Origin of the sequence: Ruegeria marina, from assembly GCF_900101475.1 — a bacterium.
In the GTDB taxonomy this organism is placed as follows: Bacteria; Pseudomonadota; Alphaproteobacteria; order Rhodobacterales; family Rhodobacteraceae; genus Ruegeria_B; species Ruegeria_B marina.
On sequence record NZ_FMZV01000016.1, the window covers coordinates 86,025 to 105,447 of the forward strand.

The window sequence follows — 19,423 nt, forward strand, 5'->3', positions numbered from 1 at the left end:
GAATCCGTCATGGAAAGGCGCTAAACCAAAGCCATAGGATACCTAATCATACTTTATGCACGCGGCCGGGTGATCATTCATCCGGCCGTTATTCCCCGGCGTAACCCGGTAGCTCCGTGCGCTGTGTGATACTTGGTTTAATGGCTGTTGGCTGCAACCGACCGTGTTTCAGCGGGTATATCCCGCGGAGGGCGGCCAATCACGTCGCGCAACTCCTCGAGTTCGATGAAGTTGTCTGCCTGGCGGCGCAACTCGTCCGAGATCATCGGCGGCTGGCTGCGAATCGTCGAAACGACGGAAACCCGAACACCTTGCCGTTGCAGGCTGGCTACAAGCGGGCGGAAATCGCCATCGCCCGAGAACAGGACGATATGATCGACGCGCGGCGCCAGTTCCATGGCATCCACGGTCAATTCGATGTCCATGTTGCCCTTGACCTTGCGACGCCCCATGCTGTCGGTGTATTCTTTCGCGGGTTTCGTGACCATCGTGAAACCGTTGTAGTGCAACCAGTCCACAAGCGGGCGAATCGGCGAATATTCGTCATTTTCCAAAAGCGCCGTATAGTAGAATGCCCGCAGCATCTTGCCGCGACGCATGAATTCTTGGCGCAGCAGTTTGTAATCGATGTCAAAACCGAGAGCTTTCGCAGCTGCGTAAAGATTCGAACCGTCGATGAACAGCGCAAGCCGTTCGTCCTTATAAAACATAATTGTTCCTTCCGGTGTGAACCGTTCCGCCTGTGTCCGTGAGTGAGTGAGTAAAAAAACGGCGAAAGGGTCTTTTCTAATGTATGTCAAAAGCCATCTATGGCAAGTGCCCACGTAACGCGAACGCAGACTTATGATCACCAAGACTCCGCAAGTATCCGTTATTGCCTTGGGTGCAAATCTAAGATTTGATCAAAATACCCCTGATGTGACGTTGCGGCAAGCAATCAGATGCCTGACCGAGAGAGGTTTGGTGATAACGGCCCAGAGCCGATTCTATGCTACGCCCTGTTTTCCGCCCGGAGCCGGGCCAGACTACGTGAACGCCGCGATCGCGATCAGTGGAGATCTGCCAGAGGTTGAAATTCTCGCGATTTTGCACGAGGTGGAAGCGGAATTCGGGCGCAAGCGGGAGCAACGCTGGGGAATGCGGACGCTCGATCTGGATCTCATCTGTCACGGTGAACGGGTGTTGCCGGATCTCGAAAAATACGAATCCTGGCGGCGCCTGCCGCCGGACCGCCAGCTTGAGATGGCGCCAGACGAACTCATTCTGCCGCATCCCCGAATGCAGGACAGGGCTTTCGTTCTGGTTCCGATGGCCGACGTGGCGCCCGACTGGCTCCACCCTGTTCTTGGCAAGACCGTGCGTCAGATGCTGGCAGAGCTTCCGGACGACACGGTGGCCGAGGTTAAGCCTCTTGCCCCCTGAAACGGGCATTTCCTGCTTGTAAAGCGCAAGAAACGGGCCTAGATACGTCCTTTCTGGACAAGGTTGCACTTTGGAGAGTCGCTTATGGCCCGCGTAACGGTAGAAGACTGCGTAGACAAGGTTCCGAACCGGTTCGAGCTGGTATTGCTGGCCGCTCACCGCGCGCGTGAGATTTCTGCCGGCGCACCGATCACCGTGGATCGTGACAACGACAAGAACCCTGTTGTGTCGCTGCGCGAGATTGCCGACGAAACCCAGAGCGCAGACAGCCTGCGCGAGCGTCTGATCGAGGCAAACCAGACTCAGATCGAGATCGACGAGCCCGAAGACGATCAGATGGCGCTTTTGATGGGTGGTGAAACGGATCGCCCGGCAGAGGATGACATGTCCGAAGAGCGCCTTCTGCGTGCTCTGATGGAGGCACAGGGGCAGGGCTGAGAACGCCGCGTGAGAGGATGCGGACCGGATGATTTCTGCTGAAGACCTGATTGCGCTGGTCCGCAACTACAACCCCAAGACCAATACTGACCGCATCACCCGGGCTTACGAGTTCGGGAAGAAGATGCATGAAGGACAGTTCAGGCACTCAGGCGAACCCTATTTTACGCATCCAGTCGCAGTTGCGGCCATTCTGACCGAACAGCGCCTGGACGATGCCACTATCATCACCGCGCTGCTGCACGACACGATCGAGGACACCAAGGCCAGCTATGGACAGGTGGCCGAAATTTTCGGCGAGGAAGTGGCGATGCTGGTCGATGGTGTGACCAAGCTGACCAACCTGCAACTGTCGTCGCGCGAAACCAAGCAGGCCGAAAACTTCCGCAAGCTGTTCATGGCCATGTCCAAAGACTTGCGGGTGATCCTGGTCAAGCTTGCCGACCGCCTGCACAACATGCGCACGATCAAGGCCATGCGCCCGGAAAAGCAGGTGATCAAGGCGCGGGAAACCATGGATATCTACGCACCGCTTGCCGGCCGGATGGGTATGCAGTGGATGCGCGAAGAACTTGAGGATCTGGCGTTCCGCGTTCTCAATCCCGAAGGGCGCCAGTCGATCATCCGCCGGTTCATCACGCTGCAACGTGAAACCGGGGACGTGATCCACCGGATCACCGGCGACATGCGCCACGAGTTGGACAAGGTAGGCATCGAGGCCGAGGTTTTTGGCCGCGCCAAGAAACCCTATTCGATCTGGCGCAAGATGCAGGAAAAGGAACAGGGGTTTTCGCGCCTGTCCGATATCTACGGGTTCCGGATCATCACCCAGTCCGAGGAAGACTGCTACCGGACGCTCGGCGCCATTCACCAGCGCTGGCGTGCGGTGCCGGGCCGGTTCAAGGATTACATCAGCCAGCCGAAATCGAACGGGTACCGTTCGATTCACACCACAGTGTCCGGGCGTGACGGCAAGCGGGTCGAGGTACAGATCCGCACCCGGCAGATGCACGATGTGGCGGAAACCGGTGTGGCGGCACACTGGTCCTATCGCGACGGCGTTCGGACCCAGAACCCGTTTGCCGTGGATCCTGCAAAATGGATCGCGAACCTGACCGAACAGTTGGACAACGAGGAAGATCACGAGGATTTCCTCGAGGCGGTCAAGCTCGAGATGTATTCCGACCAGGTGTTCTGCTTCTCCCCGAAAGGCGACGTGGTCAAGTTGCCGCGCGGGGCGACACCGATCGACTATGCCTATGCCATTCATACCCGGATCGGTCATGCCTGTGTCGGTGCCAAGGTGGATGGCATTCGTGTGCCACTCTGGACCCGGCTGAAGAACGGTCAATCGGTTGAGATCATCACGGCCGAAGGACAGACCCCGCAGGTCACATGGCTCGAGATCGCCGTGACCGGCAAGGCCAAGACCGCGATCCGCCGGGCCTTGCGCGAAGTGGACCGCGAGCGGTTCATAAAGCTTGGACACGAATTGGCGCGTTCCGCTTTCGACCATGTCGGGCGCAAGGCGACCGACAAGGCTCTCGACACCGCCGCCAAGCACCTCAGGCTCAAGAACCGCGACGAACTTTTGGCCCGGCTGGGTTCGGCGGAACTGACCGCGCATGACGTGGTGCAGGCTGTATATCCGGAATTGGCACCGGATCACGGGGATGCCATATCGCCGCGTCGGGCGGTCATTGGCCTGGAGCCCGGCCAAAGCTTTGACCGGGCTTCCTGCTGCCAGCCACTGCCGGGCGAGCGCATTGTCGGCATCACCTACCGGGGCAAGGGCGTCGTCGTGCACGCGATCGACTGTGAAAAGCTGAGCGAATTCGAGGATCAGCCCCAGCGCTGGGTCGACCTGCACTGGCACTCTGGCACGCATCCTGCCGTTTACGTTGCGACGCTGGAATTGACCATCGGTAACGATGCCGGCGTACTGGGACGGATTTGCACATTGATCGGTGAGAAAAAGGCCAATATTTCCAACCTGGAATTTGTAGACCGGAAGCCGGATTTCTACCGCCTGATGATCAGTGTCGAATTGCGGGATATCGAGCAGTTGCATTCTCTGATGCTGACCCTCGAAGCGGAAAGCGACGTCGCCTCGGTCGAACGGTATAGGGAAAAGGCCAGGGCAGGAGCCACGGCAAGTTAGGGCCAAAAGGCACGGAAAGGACGTTCACGCGTGGTCTTTAAGCGCCGAGATCGACGGTCCCCGCTGCAGGTGCTGTGGGAACTGATCTGGCCGCGCGGCGGCTGGGCTCGGGCTTTTCACTACGTCAAACACAGGGTCCGCCGGCTGCCTGACAGCCCCGAACGTATCGCACGTGGCATAGGTGCGGGGGTGTTCGCCTCTTTCACGCCATTCTACGGAATACATTTCGTGATCGCTGCCGCTCTGGCCCGGTTGATCAACGGCAATATTCTGGCCGGGCTCAGCGGCACCTTCTTCGGCAATCCGCTGACCTATGTTCCGATCGGTGTGATCTCGTTGCAGACCGGGCATTTCATTCTGGGAACCCATTTCGAGGAAGGCTCGGAACATGGGTTGATGGGAAAGTTCGCAAGCGCGGCCGGCGATCTGAAGAACAACTCTGTCGCGTTCTTCACGGGTCAGGAGGCCGATTGGCAGGGCTTGAAGATCTTTTACGACGAGGTTTTCTATCCTTATATGATCGGCGGAATAATTCCCGGACTCGTGGCTGCGGTCATCTGCTACTATCTCAGTCTTCCGCTTATCCGGACCTACCAGCTGCGCCGCCGCGCCAAGATCAAGGCCAAGTTTCAGGCGATCAAGAAAAAGGCGGGAGCTGCCCTGCCAAACCCGCAGAAACCCGGCTAGGGTCAGCCGCAATCGAGTCGGAAAGGAACCTTTGTCATGTCTGCTGAACACCTGCGTCTTGGCGTGAACATCGACCATGTGGCGACAGTGCGAAATGCGCGCGGTGGGGCATACCCGGATCCGATCCGGGCGGCCCGGCTGGCCGAGGCGGCAGGCGCAGACGGGATCACCGCCCACCTTCGCGAAGACCGCCGTCATATCACCGATGCCGATATCGAAGGGCTGATGGCAGCGCTGAGCGTGCCGTTGAACTTCGAAATGGCCGCGACAGATGAAATGCAACGGATTGCCCTGCGACACAAACCGCACGCGGTCTGCATCGTGCCGGAAAAGCGTGAGGAGCGTACGACGGAAGGCGGACTCGAAGTTGCGCGCGAGGAAAACCGGCTCGCCCATTTCATCGCCCCCTTGCGCGAGGCGGGCTGCCGCGTGTCGATCTTCATCGCTGCCGACAAGAAGCAGATCGAGGCGGCGCACCGGATCGGGGCACAGGTGATCGAACTGCATACCGGCGCCTATTGCGATGCCCATGCCGAAGGAGATTTCCAAGCCCGCGACCGCGAACTAGAGGCGCTGCGCGAGATGTCGGCCTTTGCCCATTCGCTGGGACTCGAGGTTCATGCCGGTCACGGTCTTGCCTACGACACGGTGCAGCCTGTGGCGGCCTTTCCCGAGGTTCGAGAGCTCAACATCGGGCATTTCCTGATCGGCGAGGCAATCTTTCTCGGCCTCGAACCGGCCGTCCGCCAGATGCGCCGACTGATGGACGAGGCCCGCGCGTGAGCCGTCAGCGGTCGCCAATGCTGGCGGTTCTGGGTTTTCCGGTTCGGATGGTGAGAAGCCTTCCGCGTACAGTCCTGGCCTTGCTGGTAATCGGTGGTCTGCTGTTCAGCATCGCGGTGCTGACTCACTCGGGATTGAATAGGGCCACAAGTGAACTTCTGTCGGCGGCTGGACTGTCGACTGTTGCCGAACGCAGTGCCGCCGCCGCGGCGCAAGAGCGCGAAGCCGATCGGATCGCGGCAGAATCCGCCACGCAAGAAGCCACGGAACAGGCGGCCCGCGCGGCTCGCGCGGAAGCCGAGGCCGTGGCTCTTGCGGCAGCGCAGGCTGTGGCGGCCCATACGCAGGCCCAACACGACCTCGCCCTGCTGACGGCTCGGCAGGTTCGGGACCGGCTGGTGCAGCAGGTTGACCGCAACATTGACGCAGCATTTGCCGAGGCGATCCCTGTAACGGGCATTGCCGTGATCGCGGCGGGACTGGCGCGTGATGTGAAAGACAGCTGTGACACGGCCCGCGATCTGGCCGGGCTCGAGGCCGCCCTTGGGACCGGAGGCGACCCTGCCGAAGCCCACCGATTGGCGATTGACGCCTATTCTTGCGCCGACATCCTGCCGGGGCCTGATGAAGTGCCGACCCGCGACGAGATCTGGGAGCAGGTTGTCCAGGCACCGGAAATGGTCTGGGAAAAGGCCCGCAACAGCTTTCCCGATCTGTCCGAAGTGGACTGGCGGTCGAATGTTGCGCAATCGGCCGATTATCTGCGCGCCCAGGCGGACAAGTTGGAACCGGCTGCGCGTGGCCTGTTGTCTGACTGGTTCGGCCGGAAAGAACGCCAAAGCGAACCGGAGGCTCATGAATGATCCTGGGGATCGGAACCGACCTTGCCAACATCGAGCGGATCAAGCGCACGCTCGAACGCTTTGGGGACCGGTTCCGCAACCGCGTCTTTACCGAGACCGAGCAGCGCAAGGCCGAGCGCCGCGCCGATACCGCCGGCACCTATGCCAAGCGCTGGGCAGCGAAAGAGGCCTGTTCCAAGGCGCTGGGCACCGGCCTGCGCATGGGCATCAGCTGGCGCGACATGGCGGTCAGCAACCTGCGCAGCGGCCAGCCGGTCATGCATGTCACCGGATGGGCTGCCGAACGCCTGCGCGAGATGACGCCCGAAGGATACGAGGCGATCATTCACGTCACTCTGACCGACGACCACCCCTGGGCGCAGGCCTTTGTGGTGATCGAGGCGCGCCCGCGTGCCGATATGGCCGAGGTCAGCTTGACTTACCCGACCCCGCCCCGCATGTAGCCCCACGAAACGCCCGCTGAAACTGGAGAGCCGAATGGCCAGCAAAGCCAAGTCCGGAAATTCCTTTGTCGAGACGATCAAGACCATCGTCTACGCCCTGCTGATCGCGGGCGTCTTTCGCACCCTGTTCTTTCAGCCCTTCTGGATCCCCTCGGGTTCGATGAAGGAAACTTTGCTGATCGGCGATTTCCTGTTCGTCAACAAGATGGCCTACGGATACTCCTACGCCTCGTGCCCCAGCCTGGTGATCCCGCGTTTCGGCATCGACATCGATGCCGAGGATGTCTGCGGCTGGCTCAAGGGCGACAATACCCGCATTCTGGGAGGCACGCCCGAGCGGGGAGATGTGGTGGTGTTCCGCCATCCGGTCTCGGGGCGCGACTTCATCAAGCGGCTGATCGGTCTGCCGGGGGACCGGATCCAGGTCAAGGATGGGGTTCTTTACATCAACGACGCGGCTGTGAAACTCGAGGATGACGGGGTGTTCGAGGAACTGGCCCAGGCACAGGGGCCGCAGCGTCTCCGGCCGCGGTGCGAGAACGGGCCTGTCGGCGATGGCGGCGTCTGTCAGAAATCCCGCCAGATCGAAACCCTGCCCAACGGCGTCAGCCACAAGATCCTGAACATCGGCAACCAGGCCTCGGATCATACCGGCGTCTATACCGTGCCTGAGGGGTTCTATTTCTTCATGGGTGACAACCGCGACAATTCCAGCGACAGTCGCCTGCCGCAATCCGCTGGCGGCGTCGGATATGTGCCCTACGAGAACCTGATCGGTCGGGCCGACCGGATCATGTTCTCCTCTGCGGGACGTTCCATGCTGTTCTTCTGGACCTGGCGGAGCGATAGGTTCTTCAAGGGCATCGAGTGAAACTGTCGGCAGACATATTGGCCTTTCAGGAGCGCCTCGGGTATGAATTCAACCGGCCCGAACTATTGGTGCGCGCGTTGACGCATGGTTCGATCTCCTCGCCGACGCGGGCCGACAACCAGCGGCTCGAATTCCTGGGCGACCGGGTCCTGGGACTGGTGATGGCATCCGCCCTGCTGGAGGCCGACAAGAGCGCGACCGAAGGTCAACTCGCGCCTCGGTTCAACGCGCTGGTGCGCAAGGAGACCTGTGCCGATGTGGCGCGTCAGGTCGACCTGGGCGCCGTGCTGAAGCTGGGCCGCTCCGAGATGATGTCGGGCGGCCGGCGCAAGCTGGCGCTGCTGGGCGATGCGATGGAGGCGGTGATCGCCGCCATCTATCGGGACGGCGGGTTCGACGCGGCACAAGAGGTCATCCTGCGTCTCTGGGGCGCACGCATTCACCAGGTCGAAGAGGATGCCCGTGATGCCAAGACCTCGCTCCAAGAATGGGCGCAGGCGCGCGGACAGAAGCCGCCCAGCTACGAATTGCTGTCCAGATCCGGCCCGGACCATGCGCCTGTTTTCACCATTGTCGTCCGCCTGACGGATGGCCGCGAGGCCAGGGCCACCGCCGGGGCAAAGCGTCAGGCCGAACAGGCTGCCGCGCGCGCTCTGCTCGACCGGCTGAAAACCGAGGCGGGCTGATGCTGCGGGCGGCCTGGCTGCTGCCAGTTCTGTCCCTGAGCTTTTGTGCGAAGGATGAGACCGTCGCCGCCTACGGGGCGGGTGGACGGACCTGGGTTCTACAGAGTATCGACGGTCTGGTCTTTCACGCGACGGCGACGCTCGGCTTTCCCGAGACGGGGCTGGTTGCCGGGCAGGGGCCGTGCAACGGCTTTTCGGGCCATCTCGACGTTCCCTATCCCTGGTTCGAGATCCAGGGGCTTGCTGCCACGCGCAGGGCCTGTCCCGAGCTTGAGGCCGAAGGCGTGTTCTTCGCTGCGCTCATGGCAATGGAACAAGCCGAAGTCGCGGGCGACGTGCTGATCCTGCGGAATGAGGCGGGGCACGAAATGCTGTTCACGGCAGCCTACTGACGAGGTCGACGAACCGGCCGCGAACTTCGGGCAAGGCGCGGTTGCCCAGCGACGGGGCGACGCGATTTTCCAGGAAAAAGCCGGTCGTGCGCAGCGCTTGGGCGATCTCGGCATCCGGTGCAGGGCCGACGCCGCGCAGACAGTCGGGCAGCGGCAGCAATCGGCCGGCCCATTCACCTGCCGCAGCCGCGCTGACCGCGCGGCCGGTGCGGGGCGAAACATAGACCAGCCCTTCGGTGGTGCCCGACACCGCGCAGGCGCTCAGGTCCAAGCCGAAGCCGAGTTCCTCGAGCAAGGACAACTCCCAGCGCAGATAGGCGAGCGGCCAGATCTCGTCCTGGCCGAGAAGATCCAGCAGGCGCTCGGTGTGGTGATAAAGGTGCGGATGCGGTTCCCGTTCGGGCAGGCAAAAGGACAGGAGGGACGCAACCGTGTTCAGCCCGGCCAATGCCAGCCGCCCGGACATGGCCACTGCGGCGCGCGAACGCACGGGCTCGACCGTGAAACTGCCGATGTGATCCTCGAGCCGCGCACGCCAGGCGATATCCAGTTGCGCTCCGGGTTGCAGGATGGGGGCGATCTTGCGGCTGGTCCCGCCGCGCACCACACCGGCATGCCGCCCATGCTCTTCGGTGAAGACTTCGATGATGGCCGAGCTTTCGCCGTGGCGCCGCACGGTCAGCAATATTCCCTGCTCGCGCCAGTCCACCATGATCCCCTCTCAACGCCACCGGCAGAATGGCCGCAACCGGGGCGCGGCGGCAAGGCCGGTTATTCCAGCCCGTCCTCGCCCAGCAGGTGCCGGCCCTGCCGATCTTCGACTTCGATCACCCAGAGATCAGGGTCGAACCCGCGCTGGCGGGCGATGGCGGCATCCACCTCGGCCTCGTCGCCAGCGGCGAGTTCGGTCCAGCGCCGTGCACCGCTCATCAGGTCGTATTCACGATGCAGCGCCTTGGCGCGCCCATCGAGCGTGTTGAGTTTGATCAGGACAGCGCCTGCCGTGTCATCGCCATGGGCCGTCACGAAGGCCGGGATGTCGTTCAGCCGCAGACGCGCCAGATAGGCATGTACCCAGAACTCAGCCGTCAGCCGCGCCATGCGCTGTCCTCTCCTTGGGGCACAAGATTTTTCGACGAAAAATCTTGGACGGCACCCTTCAGTTGCCGTCCTTGAAATCGAGCCCCATCTCGGAATAGCGCTCGGCTTCTTCCAGCCAGTTGGGCCGGACTTTCACTTGCAGGAACAGGTGCACCTTGCGGTCCAGGAACTCTTCGAGTTCGGCACGCGCTGCTTGCCCGACCGCCTTTGCCGTCTCGCCGCGCTTGCCCAGCACGATCCCCTTGTGGCCGTCGCGCATCACATAGATCACCTGGTCGATCCGGGCAGAGCCGTCCTTGCGCTCTTCCCATTTCTCGGTTTCCACCGTCAGCTGGTAGGGCAGTTCCTGATGCAGTCTGAGTGTCAGTTTCTCGCGGGTTATCTCGGCTGCGATCATTCTCAGGGGCAGGTCGGCGATCTGGTCCTCGGGATAGAGCCAGGGGCCTTCGGGCAGTTCCCCGGCCAGCCACTTGCGCATACCGTCCACCCCGTGGCCACGTTCGGCCGATATCATGAAGGTCCGGGCAAAGGGGAACCGGTCATTCAGTGCCTGCGACAGGCCCAGCAGTTTTTCCGCCGGCACCCGGTCGATCTTGTTGATCGCCAGGGCGACGGTTCGTCCTGTTGCGATCTCGGCCAGACCGTCGAGAATGCGTTCGACCCCTTCGGTGATGCCGCGGTGGGCTTCGACCATCAGCACCACGATATCGGCATCTGCCGCGCCGCCCCATGCGGCTGCGACCATCGCCCTGTCCAGTCTGCGGCGGGGCCGGAACAGGCCCGGTGTGTCGACGAAAACGATCTGCGTCTCGCCCTCCATCGCCACGCCGCGAATGCGGGTGCGGGTGGTCTGCACCTTGTGGGTGACGATTGACACCTTGGCTCCGACCATGCGGTTCAGCAGGGTCGACTTGCCCGCGTTGGGCTCTCCGATCAGGGCGACAAATCCGGCGCGTGTGGTCATGGGCTGGTCCTGGTTGCAAGGCCAATCCCCTACAGGGTTTTGCCTACGCGGACCAGAGGGCATTTGCAGCTGCGTCGCGGCGGGACGCAGGATCCCTTTTGCGACCTCGTGCAAGACCGAAATGAAATCGGCCCGGACCAAGGCCCGGGCCGAAGGGGTGTATCGGGTGACTCAGCCCAGCAGGCGTCGGGCGATCACCTGGGCCTGGATCTCGGCAGCGCCTTCGAAGATGTTCAGGATGCGGGCGTCGCACAGGACGCGGCTGATCTTGTACTCCAGCGCGAACCCGTTGCCGCCGTGGATCTGCAATCCGTTGTCGGCCGCGGCCCAGGCCACGCGCGCGCCCAACAGCTTGGCCATGCCGGCCTCGAGATCGCAGCGGTGGCCATGGTCCTTTTCCCAGGCGCTGAAATAGGTCAACTGGCGCGCGATCATGATTTCAACCGCCATCATCGCCAGCTTGCTGGCCACGCGCGGGAAATCGATCAGAGCGCGGCCGAACTGCTTGCGGTCCTGCGCATATTGCATGGCGATGTCGAGCGCCGATTGCGCCACGCCAATGGCACGGGCGGCGGTCTGGATGCGGGCGCTCTCAAAGGTCTCCATCAGCTGCTTGAAACCCTTGCCTTCTTCTCCGCCGAGGAGGTTCTCGCCCTTGACGTGAAAACCATCAAAGCCGAGTTCGTACTCCTTCATGCCGCGATAGCCCAATACCTTGATCTCGCCCCCGGTCATGCCAGGCGTGGGGAAGGGCTCGGCGTCGGTGCCCGGCGTCTTTTCGGCAAGGAACATGCTCAGACCGCGGTAATCGGTGGTGTCCGGATCGGTCCGGGCCAGCAGCGTCATCACATGCGTACGCGCGGCATGGGTGATCCAGGTCTTGTTCCCGGTGATCTTGTAATCGCCATTCTCGTCCTTGACAGCGCGGGTGCGCAGGCTGCCCAGGTCCGAGCCGGTATTCGGCTCGGTGAAGACGGCTGTGGGCAGGATTTCGGCGCTGGCGATCTTTGGCAGCCATTGCGACTTTTGTTCGTCGGTGCCGCCAGCGATAATCAGCTCGGCAGCGATTTCCGAGCGTGTGCCCAGCGAACCGACGCCGATATAGCCCCGGCTCAGTTCCTCGGAGACCACCACCATCGACGCCTTGCTGAGGCCGAAACCGCCGAATGCCTCGGGAATGGTCAGGCCGAACACGCCCATCTCGGCCAGTTCCTCGATGACCTCCATCGGGATCAGCTCGTCCTTGAGGTGCCAGTCATGCGCAAAGGGTTCCACCTTTTCCACCGCATAGCGGCGGAACTGGTCGCGGATCATCTCCAGTTCTTCGTCGAGCCCCGAGGCACCGAACATGGTGGCACCGGCCTGCTGCTGCATCAGTTCGACCAGACGAACGCGGGCGGCTTGGGTGTTGCCCTTGTCGCAGAGCATCACGACCTCGGGTGTCAACAGGCCGCGGGCGTCATCCTGGGTCAGGCCCAGATCCTGAAGCCGGACGATTTCGCCCTGGTTCATCTGAATGCCGCCATGGATCTGCCAGAGGTACTCGCCAAAGGCGATCTGGTGGATCAGTTGCTCGATTTCGCCGAACTTGCCCTCGGAGTGCAACGCTTCGGCCCAGCGCTGCATCTGGCGCAGTGACTGCTGATAGGTGGCCAGCCACGACAGGCCATGCGCGGCGGTCTGGTTTGCGTCGATCAGGCTACCGGAAACGCGACCGTCTTCGCTGACCATTCCCTTGACCGAATCGCGTGCGCGTTCAAAGAGCGCATCCACCGGGGCAAGCGCTGCTTTCGTCAGGCGAAGAAGGTCGGGCAAAAGAACGGTTTGCGTGGTCATCGTCATCGGGTCCTGTCCGTCATGGGCCATGAATCACATCCTCTCGTGGTCGGTCCGGTCATATCATTTTGCACATGCAGCGCAACAAAAATGCGCGGCGTGCTTTTGGCGGGTATGAAAATTGCGCAATGGAATATTGCATTGCAGCGTAATCCGGCCAGCACGTCATCTGGTGTTCGACCTAGTTCCGGTTTGGTGCCAGTCGAAAGAAAAAGAGCAACATCAACCTGCCGCTCTGGGGGCCTCCAAGAGATGTCAGTACGTCCGGCGGAATGCCGGGACAACCCGCCAGCCCAGAGCAACCAGGCGCTGAATGCCCGCAGGCCATGTAGCAGAACGAAAGGGCTGGCGCGGCTTGGATATTCCGGAAGCACAGGTTCTGTACGGAGGTCGCCATGGAGAAACGGGTCACGAGGCCAGCGGAAGAGGGCCGTGATGCACAGCACATTGATTGTGGGTGTCGAACAGTTCCGTGGTGGCATTTTACATGTCACGTTCCACCGGGCTGAGAACTTCCAGGCCGAGAACTCGTTCCCAGTTTTGAAACAGTTTGCGGGTTCTGCCAATAACTGTTCAGAATTAATTACGAAGTGCTGAATTCGTCACCGTTCCATACGCCAAGTGCCGCTGGTGATCCAGTATCTTATTGACACACTGCACCAAAGGCGTACCCTCAAATACTCTATATGGCTGCGATAAAGTGAGTGGTGGCAGCTGAAAAGCTTTTTCAAGTTCATGACCCGGTATCAGCAATGATACCGGGTTTTTCGTCAGACAGCTTCATGCAAAAGACGCAGTGCCACCACGACCAGCAAGAACAGGACAACCCGGTCAAATGTGCGGCGATCCACGAACCTGGCCAGCCAAGCCCCGACCGGCATTGCTCCGAACAGGGGGATACAGGCGCCCAAGCTGATCGCCAACCGTTGTGGGGTCAGGATATCCAGCGTCCACAGTGTCGGCAACTGGAGGACCGACATCGACAGGAAAAAGGCTGAAATGGTGGCGATGAAGGCAGGTCGTGTCAGCCCCAACGCACTTACGAAAGTCAGCGACAAGGGCGCGGAGATACCCGCCGCCCCCTGCATGATGCCCGAAGCCAGAGCTACCGGAGCCACAACCCTTTCGGCGGTTTTCCAGGGCAGGTGCCAGTCAGGGCGCTTCAGTCGAAAGGCAACATAGGCCAGCGCCATTCCGGCGACGACGACCATGAGAAGTTGCGAAGGCAGACTTGCCAGCATCAGACTGCCTAACGCTGCTCCGGTGGCCGCAGCGACCATCATGGTCGCGACGAAACGGCCGGCGGGCAGTTCCGCGCGAAAGATCCACAACTGCCACAGGTTTGACAGAAACGCGGGGAGCGCGAAAACCGCGACGGCAAATGGCACGCCGTAGTAGATCGACATGATGGGCACCGCGACAACCGGCGTGCCTGCCCCGATCGCTCCCTTCAGCAACCCGCCGGCGGCAAAGGCGACAAAGGCCATCACTAGCCCTTCTTCCATGATTTCCCCCGGGAAAAGCTGATTCTCAAACACAGTAAACGCGCTGTCGGTCAATTTCGGTATACAACAATCGAGAAATCATGAAGAAATACACCAAAAATCGTCGATATTGACAAATCATGTATACAAAAATACTGTTCCATCATTCGTGCTTTGGGAGAGGGGCATGAACCGGCAGGATCGCAAGACACAATTTACGAAGGCGCTTATCGAGCTCCGCTCGCTGGTGCTTGATGGCAGTTTTCCGAGTGGCGCGCGCCTGCCGGAAACCTCCCTGGCCGATCGGTTGGGGTTGTCGCGCACGCCTCTGCGGCAGGCGATGGACAGGCTGGTCGACGAAGGTCTGCTGGAGCGGATCGAGACAGGCGGCTGCCGGGTCGCCAGTTTTTCCATGGCTGACATCATGGATGCGATCGAATTGCGCGGCGTGCTTGAAGGCACCGCCGCACGGCTTGCGGCCGAGCGTGGCGCCGTGCCCGCGCTGGCGCAACGGATGACCGAGGTGCTCGATGCGCTGGATGCCGTGGTTTCGCCGGAACTGGATTTCAGGGCTTACGTGTCGCTGAATGAAGAATTCCACAGTCTGCTCGCGCGGTTGGCCGGTTCAAGCATTGTCGCGCGCGAAGTGGAGCGCGCCAACCGCTTGCCCGCAGCGTCGCCGACAGCCTTCCTGCAGGGGCAGGACACGATCCCGGATTTCCGCGACAGCCTGCGCCGGGCGCAGACCCAGCACCGGGCGATCTTCGAGGCTATCCTGGCGCGCGAAGGGGCGCGGGCCGAAGCGCTGGCCCGCGAACACGCGCGTCTGGCGCGAACCAATCTTGAATACGTGATGCGCGAGAAGCCCAGCCTGGCCGGAAAGGTGCCGGGGCTGGCGCTGGTCGCAGATTGAACCGAGGCTTTTTCAGGGAGAAAAGATATGCCGAGTTTGAGCGATGTGATGAAGCAATGGAGTTCGCCGGTTGAAATGCTGCGAAATTCCAGGATCGGGATGTACGTCTATCCGGTGGTGACGCCCGAGTTCCAGAACTGGCGCGACGAGCAGCGGGCATGGCGCGAAACGGCAGTGCTGTTCGACCAGAGCCATCACATGGACGAGGTGATCGTCGAAGGCCCGCAGGCGACCGAGTTCCTGTCGCATCACGGCATCAACAGTTTTGCAAATTTCGACCTGAACCGCGCCAAGCATTTCGTGCCGGTCACGCCGGCGGGTCATGTCATCGGTGACCACATCATCTTTCGCGAGCGCGAGGACAAATATATCCTGGTCGGGCGCGCCCCGACGTCGAACTGGCTGATGTTTGCCGCCGCCTGGGGCAAGTGGAACGTGCGCCTGCGCTACGATCCCCGCTCGCCCTCGCGCCCAGAGGGAGAGCGCGTTCTGCGCGAGCACTACCGCTTTCAGATCCAGGGGCCGGATGCGCCGAAGATATTTGAAAAGATGAACGGCGGGCCGATCCCCGACATCAAGTTCTTCCATGTCGACTGGATCAATGTCGGCTCGAAAAAGGTCCAGGCGCTGCGCCACGGCATGTCCGGTGCGCCGGGTCTTGAGATCTGGGGGCCTTACAAGGACAAGGACTACATCCACTCGACCATTCTCCAGGCTGCGCGCGATGCGGACGTACAACTCGTCCAGTGCGGCAGCCGCGCCTATTCCACCAATACGCTGGAATCGGGGTGGATCCCGTCGCCGCTGCCGGGCATCTACACCGGAGGCGGGATGCTGGCCGATTATCGCGACTGGCTGGGGGCCGATATGTACGAGGCCGCGGGGGCCATCGGCGGCAGTTTCGTGTCGGACAACATCGAAGACTACTACGTGAACCCGTTCGAACTGGGCTATGACTTCTACATCGGCTGGAAAAAGGACGATTTCATCGGCAAGGAGGCCCTGGCCGCGATGAAGGGCAGCCCGAAGAACCGCAAGAAGGTCACCTTCGAGTGGAACCGGGATGATGTGCTTGCAGTTATCGCCAGCGCGTTCGAGCAGGGCACGCCCTGCAAGTGGATCGATTTCCCGCAGCCCAACTATGCGTCATCCTCGGCCGATCGGATCGAGCGCGATGGCCAGATGGTCGGCATGTCGATGTTCAATGGCTACAGCTTCAACGAGCGTTGCCTGCTGTCGCTTGGCGTGGTGCATCAGGACGTGCAGGTCGGCGATATCCTGACGTTGAAATGGGGCGAGCCGGACGATACCGCAAAAACCTCGACCGAGCGTCACCGCCAGGCCGAAATCCGGGTGCGCGTGTCGCCGACGCCTTATGCCCAGGAAGCGCGGGAAAATTATGCCGACAGCTGGCGCACGCGGGTTGCCGAGTAAGCAATATGTGCCCCGGACGCTCCGGGGCACATATGCCGAAATAGCAAGAATTTATGGGCTGCACCCAAAACGAATAGGCCCGCGGGAGGCTTTCCTTTTAACCTGCGGTCCAGAACCTGACAGGATCTGTCCATATATGGGAGGAAGACAATGAAGATAAAGCACTTCTTTGCAGGGGCAGCACTGGCCGTGCTCTGTGCCGCCGGTGCTCGGGCCGAAGAGCTGAAGTTCGCGAATTTCACTCCGCCGTTTCACACGGTCAATGCAAGTGTCATTGAAAAACTGAATGCCGATGTGAGCGCGGCCACGGGTGGTGCGTTGACCGTTCGCGGCTATCACGGCGGCGAACTTGGGGCGGGACCGGTCGAACAATATGTACGCGTCCTGCAGGGCGTAGCCGACATTGCCTGGGGTCTGCCGGGCTACACCTCGTCACAGTTCCAGAAGACGATGATCGTCGAGCTTCCAGGGGTGATCCCGCTGGATGCGCCGGGATACGAGGCACTCTGGAATGCCTATGACGACAACCTGGCCGGCGAATTCCCTGGCACCAAACCGCTGGCGATCTGGACCTCGGAGCCCAACATCTTCATCATGAAGGACAAGGTCGTGCGCACACCGGCCGATCTCCAGGGGTTGAAGCTGCGCGTTGCTGGCGCCACGGCGGCCGAAGTAGTATCGGCCATGGGGGCGACCCCGGTGCAGATGCCGATCAACCAGGTCTACAACGCGCTGCAGACCGGTCTGATCGACGGGGTGGTCACCGGCTCATCGACCCTCAGCGATTTCAAGCTGGACGAGGTTGCCGACAGTTTCACCTTCGGGGCAAACTTGGGTCGTCTGGCGTTTTACGCCGTGATGAGTCAGGCAAAATACGACAGCCTGCCTGATGACCAGAAGGCCGCGATCGACGCTGCGTCGGGTCCGGGTCTGTCCAAATCCGCCGAAGATGCGTGGAACGTCACCGCAAATGCGGCGATCGAGGCCGCCCGTGCAGACAGCAAGAACACCATCGTCGACCTGAGTGCCGACGAGGCGCAAGCCTTTGCCGACGCTGTCGCCGGGGTAGTCGACGCTTATGTCGCCTCGGTCGGTGGCGAGGCGGCCCTTGCCGCGATGCAGGGCCAGTAGGTGCTGACCAAGCTACGCAAGGTCGCGGACGGGCTGATCGGCCTGTCCGCGACCATCGGCGCCCTGGCGCTGGTCCTCGAGATTTGCGTGATCCTCGTCGACGTCATCGGGCGGGTTTTCGGGCATCCTCTGTTCGGGTCACAGGACGTGGTCACCATGGTGATGGTCTTGCTCGTGTTCGGTGGTATGGCGCTGTGCGACCGGCAGGGCGGGCACATTTCCGTTGATCTGCTGGAACGCAGGTTTCCCCGGATCGTGAACCGCATCATCGACATCTGCGCTGCTGTCCTGGGCGCGGTCATCTTCGTCTTTATCGCCTGGGCGGTGTGGGAAAGCGCGAAACTTAGTCAGATGCTGAACCTTTCCACCAATCTGCTGAACCTTCCGAAGGTTTGGTTCCAATGGGCGCTCAGCGGGTTTTCCCTGGTTGCGGCCTTCGGCATGGCGCTCAGGGCGCTGGAACTGACTCTTTCCGGTCGTGATGTCCGTTCAGAAAGGCTGCCGCAATGAGCGCGGGTGCGATCGGGTTGACCGGCATTGCCGGCTTGTTCCTCCTGCTGGCTCTGCGCATTCCGGTGGCCTTTGCCATGTTTCTGGTCGGGTTTCTGGGGATATGGGTGTTGAACGGCTGGGGCGCTGCGATGGGGCTTCTGGCCTCGGAAAGCTTCACGCTGGCGTCGAACCCGGAACTGGTCGTGATCCCGCTGTTCATCCTGATGGGCAATGTGGCCAGCCACACGGGCATGAGCCGGCAGCTTTACGACGCCGCTTATGCGGTGATCGGCCACGTGCGCGGCGGGCTGGCATCGGCCACGGTGATCGGCTGCGGAGGCTTTGCCGCATTGTCCGGCTCGTCGGTCGCCTCGGCGCTGACGATGGGCAAGGTCAGCCTGGCTCAGATGGACCGCTTCGGCTATGACCCGCGCCTGTCGACCGGCAGCGTGGCGGCGGGCGGCACGCTGGGCATCCTGATCCCGCCATCCACCGGCTTCGTGATCTATGCGATCCTGACCGAACAGAGCATCGGGCGGCTGTTCCTGGCCGGAGTGTTGCCGGGCATTCTGCTGCTGGCGATGTTTGTCCTGACCATCACGCTGATCTGCCTTGTCCGGCCCCATTTTGGCCCCGCTGGCCCGCGCACCAGCATGGGCGAGAAGGCACGTGCCATGGTTGGCGCCCTACCCATCGTTCTGGTGATAGCCCTGACCATCGGTGGTATCTACGGCGGGTTCTTCTCGCCGGTCGAGGCCGCGGGCGTTGGCGCCGGTCTGGTGATCCTCTATGGCCTGATCACCCGGACGCTCGGGTTCCGCGCCTTTGCCGATGCCTGCCGCGACAGCATCGTGACCACCGCCACGGTGATGCTGATCCTGATCGCCGCGCACATGATCAACCCGTTCCTGGCCCTCAGTCATATCCCCGAGGTCGTCGGCCACTTTCTGGCCGGGCTGAACCTGAACGTGACCGGTACCCTGCTGGTGATCCTCTTCTTCTACCTCGTCCTGGGCTGCTTTCTCGAAGGCTTCGCCATGCTGGTGCTGACACTGCCCATCTTCTTCCCGGTCGTGCTGCAAATGGGGGTTGATCCGATCTGGTTCGGGGTGCTGGTGGTGCTGACGCTCGAAATGGGGCTGATATCGCCGCCGGTGGGCATCAACGTGTTCATCGTCAAGACGGTCGCTCCCAAGGTGCCTCTGGGTGACATCTTTCGTGGCGTACTGCCATTCTGGGGTGCGATGATCGTCACGCTTGGCCTGCTGATCGCCTTTCCGCAGATCGCGCTGATCCTGCCCAATACCATGTTCAACTGACGG

General features: G+C 61.5%; 21 protein-coding genes. 15 read left to right on the forward strand and 6 right to left on the reverse strand.

Annotated features, from left to right (window positions below):
- Positions 1 to 137: 137 nt before the first annotated feature.
- Positions 138 to 710 (reverse strand): LabA-like NYN domain-containing protein, encoded by a 573-nt coding sequence (locus BLT75_RS18945; RefSeq protein ID WP_093035579.1) that lies wholly within the window; start codon positions 708 to 710, stop codon positions 138 to 140.
- A 133-nt stretch (positions 711 to 843) separates the two neighbouring features.
- Here BLT75_RS18945 and folK point away from each other — a divergent pair, with 133 nt between their 5' ends.
- The 10 genes from folK (at position 844) to BLT75_RS18995 (ending at position 8,746) form a co-directional block, all read left to right on the forward strand.
- Complete coding sequence (gene folK, locus BLT75_RS18950; RefSeq protein WP_093035582.1) at positions 844 to 1,422, forward strand: 2-amino-4-hydroxy-6-hydroxymethyldihydropteridine diphosphokinase; 579 nt, start codon at positions 844 to 846, stop codon at positions 1,420 to 1,422.
- 84 nt (positions 1,423 to 1,506) lie between these two features.
- A complete protein-coding gene (gene rpoZ, locus BLT75_RS18955) occupies positions 1,507 to 1,860 on the forward strand; it encodes a DNA-directed RNA polymerase subunit omega (RefSeq protein ID WP_093035585.1) in 354 nt (117 codons plus the stop codon).
- Positions 1,861 to 1,888: 28 nt separating this feature from the next.
- Positions 1,889 to 4,021 (forward strand): RelA/SpoT family protein, encoded by a 2,133-nt coding sequence (locus BLT75_RS18960; RefSeq protein ID WP_093035588.1) that lies wholly within the window; start codon positions 1,889 to 1,891, stop codon positions 4,019 to 4,021.
- A 30-nt stretch (positions 4,022 to 4,051) separates the two neighbouring features.
- Positions 4,052 to 4,708 carry a DUF2062 domain-containing protein gene (locus tag BLT75_RS18965; RefSeq protein WP_093035591.1) on the forward strand — a complete coding sequence of 219 codons (657 nt, stop codon included), beginning with the start codon at positions 4,052 to 4,054 and terminating at the stop codon, positions 4,706 to 4,708.
- Between the two features lie 36 nt (positions 4,709 to 4,744).
- Positions 4,745 to 5,491 (forward strand): pyridoxine 5'-phosphate synthase, encoded by a 747-nt coding sequence (locus BLT75_RS18970; RefSeq protein ID WP_093035594.1) that lies wholly within the window; start codon positions 4,745 to 4,747, stop codon positions 5,489 to 5,491.
- On the forward strand, positions 5,488 to 6,354 hold the full coding sequence (locus tag BLT75_RS18975) for a hypothetical protein (RefSeq protein ID WP_143028602.1): 867 nt from the start codon (positions 5,488 to 5,490) through the stop codon (positions 6,352 to 6,354). The genes BLT75_RS18970 and BLT75_RS18975 overlap by 4 nt, the downstream gene beginning before the upstream one ends.
- Positions 6,351 to 6,797: a holo-ACP synthase gene (acpS, locus tag BLT75_RS18980; protein WP_093035600.1), complete on the forward strand. Its 447-nt coding sequence runs from the start codon at positions 6,351 to 6,353 to the stop codon at positions 6,795 to 6,797. Before BLT75_RS18975 ends, acpS begins: the two co-directional genes overlap by 4 nt.
- A gap of 34 nt (positions 6,798 to 6,831) precedes the next feature.
- On the forward strand, positions 6,832 to 7,668 hold the full coding sequence (gene lepB / locus BLT75_RS18985) for a signal peptidase I (protein WP_093035603.1): 837 nt from the start codon (positions 6,832 to 6,834) through the stop codon (positions 7,666 to 7,668).
- Positions 7,665 to 8,354 (forward strand): ribonuclease III, encoded by a 690-nt coding sequence (gene rnc, locus BLT75_RS18990; RefSeq protein WP_093035606.1) that lies wholly within the window; start codon positions 7,665 to 7,667, stop codon positions 8,352 to 8,354. The genes lepB and rnc overlap by 4 nt, the downstream gene beginning before the upstream one ends.
- Positions 8,354 to 8,746, forward strand: coding sequence for an META domain-containing protein (locus tag BLT75_RS18995; RefSeq protein WP_093035609.1), 393 nt, complete (start codon positions 8,354 to 8,356; stop codon positions 8,744 to 8,746). The genes rnc and BLT75_RS18995 overlap by 1 nt, the downstream gene beginning before the upstream one ends.
- Here the strand turns inward: BLT75_RS18995 and recO are convergent.
- The 5 genes from recO to BLT75_RS19020 all read right to left on the reverse strand — a co-directional run bounded on the left by recO (position 8,730) and on the right by BLT75_RS19020 (position 14,152).
- Positions 8,730 to 9,455, reverse strand: coding sequence for a DNA repair protein RecO (gene recO, locus BLT75_RS19000; protein ID WP_093035748.1), 726 nt, complete (start codon positions 9,453 to 9,455; stop codon positions 8,730 to 8,732). The genes BLT75_RS18995 and recO overlap by 17 nt on opposite strands.
- A gap of 62 nt (positions 9,456 to 9,517) precedes the next feature.
- Positions 9,518 to 9,847 carry a DUF1491 family protein gene (locus BLT75_RS19005; RefSeq protein WP_093035612.1) on the reverse strand — a complete coding sequence of 110 codons (330 nt, stop codon included), beginning with the start codon at positions 9,845 to 9,847 and terminating at the stop codon, positions 9,518 to 9,520.
- Positions 9,848 to 9,905: 58 nt separating this feature from the next.
- Positions 9,906 to 10,811, reverse strand: coding sequence for a GTPase Era (gene era / locus BLT75_RS19010; protein WP_093035615.1), 906 nt, complete (start codon positions 10,809 to 10,811; stop codon positions 9,906 to 9,908).
- Positions 10,812 to 10,982: 171 nt separating this feature from the next.
- A complete protein-coding gene (locus BLT75_RS19015; RefSeq protein WP_093035618.1) occupies positions 10,983 to 12,677 on the reverse strand; it encodes an acyl-CoA dehydrogenase family protein in 1,695 nt (564 codons plus the stop codon).
- Positions 12,678 to 13,417: 740 nt separating this feature from the next.
- The gene (locus BLT75_RS19020) at positions 13,418 to 14,152 is read right to left on the reverse strand and encodes a sulfite exporter TauE/SafE family protein (protein WP_093035751.1); all 735 of its coding nucleotides are present in this window, start codon (positions 14,150 to 14,152) and stop codon (positions 13,418 to 13,420) included.
- A gap of 166 nt (positions 14,153 to 14,318) precedes the next feature.
- On the opposite strand from BLT75_RS19020, the gene BLT75_RS19025 reads away from it, so the two are divergent.
- The 5 genes from BLT75_RS19025 to BLT75_RS19045 all read left to right on the forward strand — a co-directional run bounded on the left by BLT75_RS19025 (position 14,319) and on the right by BLT75_RS19045 (position 19,420).
- The gene (locus tag BLT75_RS19025) at positions 14,319 to 15,044 is read left to right on the forward strand and encodes a GntR family transcriptional regulator (RefSeq protein WP_093035621.1); all 726 of its coding nucleotides are present in this window, start codon (positions 14,319 to 14,321) and stop codon (positions 15,042 to 15,044) included.
- A gap of 27 nt (positions 15,045 to 15,071) precedes the next feature.
- Positions 15,072 to 16,478 (forward strand): vanillate/3-O-methylgallate O-demethylase, encoded by a 1,407-nt coding sequence (gene ligM, locus BLT75_RS19030; protein WP_093035624.1) that lies wholly within the window; start codon positions 15,072 to 15,074, stop codon positions 16,476 to 16,478.
- Positions 16,479 to 16,628: 150 nt separating this feature from the next.
- The gene (locus BLT75_RS19035; RefSeq protein WP_093035627.1) at positions 16,629 to 17,609 is read left to right on the forward strand and encodes a TRAP transporter substrate-binding protein; all 981 of its coding nucleotides are present in this window, start codon (positions 16,629 to 16,631) and stop codon (positions 17,607 to 17,609) included.
- Positions 17,610 to 18,119, forward strand: a complete 510-nt coding sequence (locus tag BLT75_RS19040) for a TRAP transporter small permease (RefSeq protein ID WP_093035630.1) — start codon at positions 17,610 to 17,612, stop codon at positions 18,117 to 18,119.
- A complete protein-coding gene (locus BLT75_RS19045; RefSeq protein ID WP_093035633.1) occupies positions 18,116 to 19,420 on the forward strand; it encodes a TRAP transporter large permease in 1,305 nt (434 codons plus the stop codon). The genes BLT75_RS19040 and BLT75_RS19045 overlap by 4 nt, the downstream gene beginning before the upstream one ends.
- Positions 19,421 to 19,423: the final 3 nt, after the last annotated feature.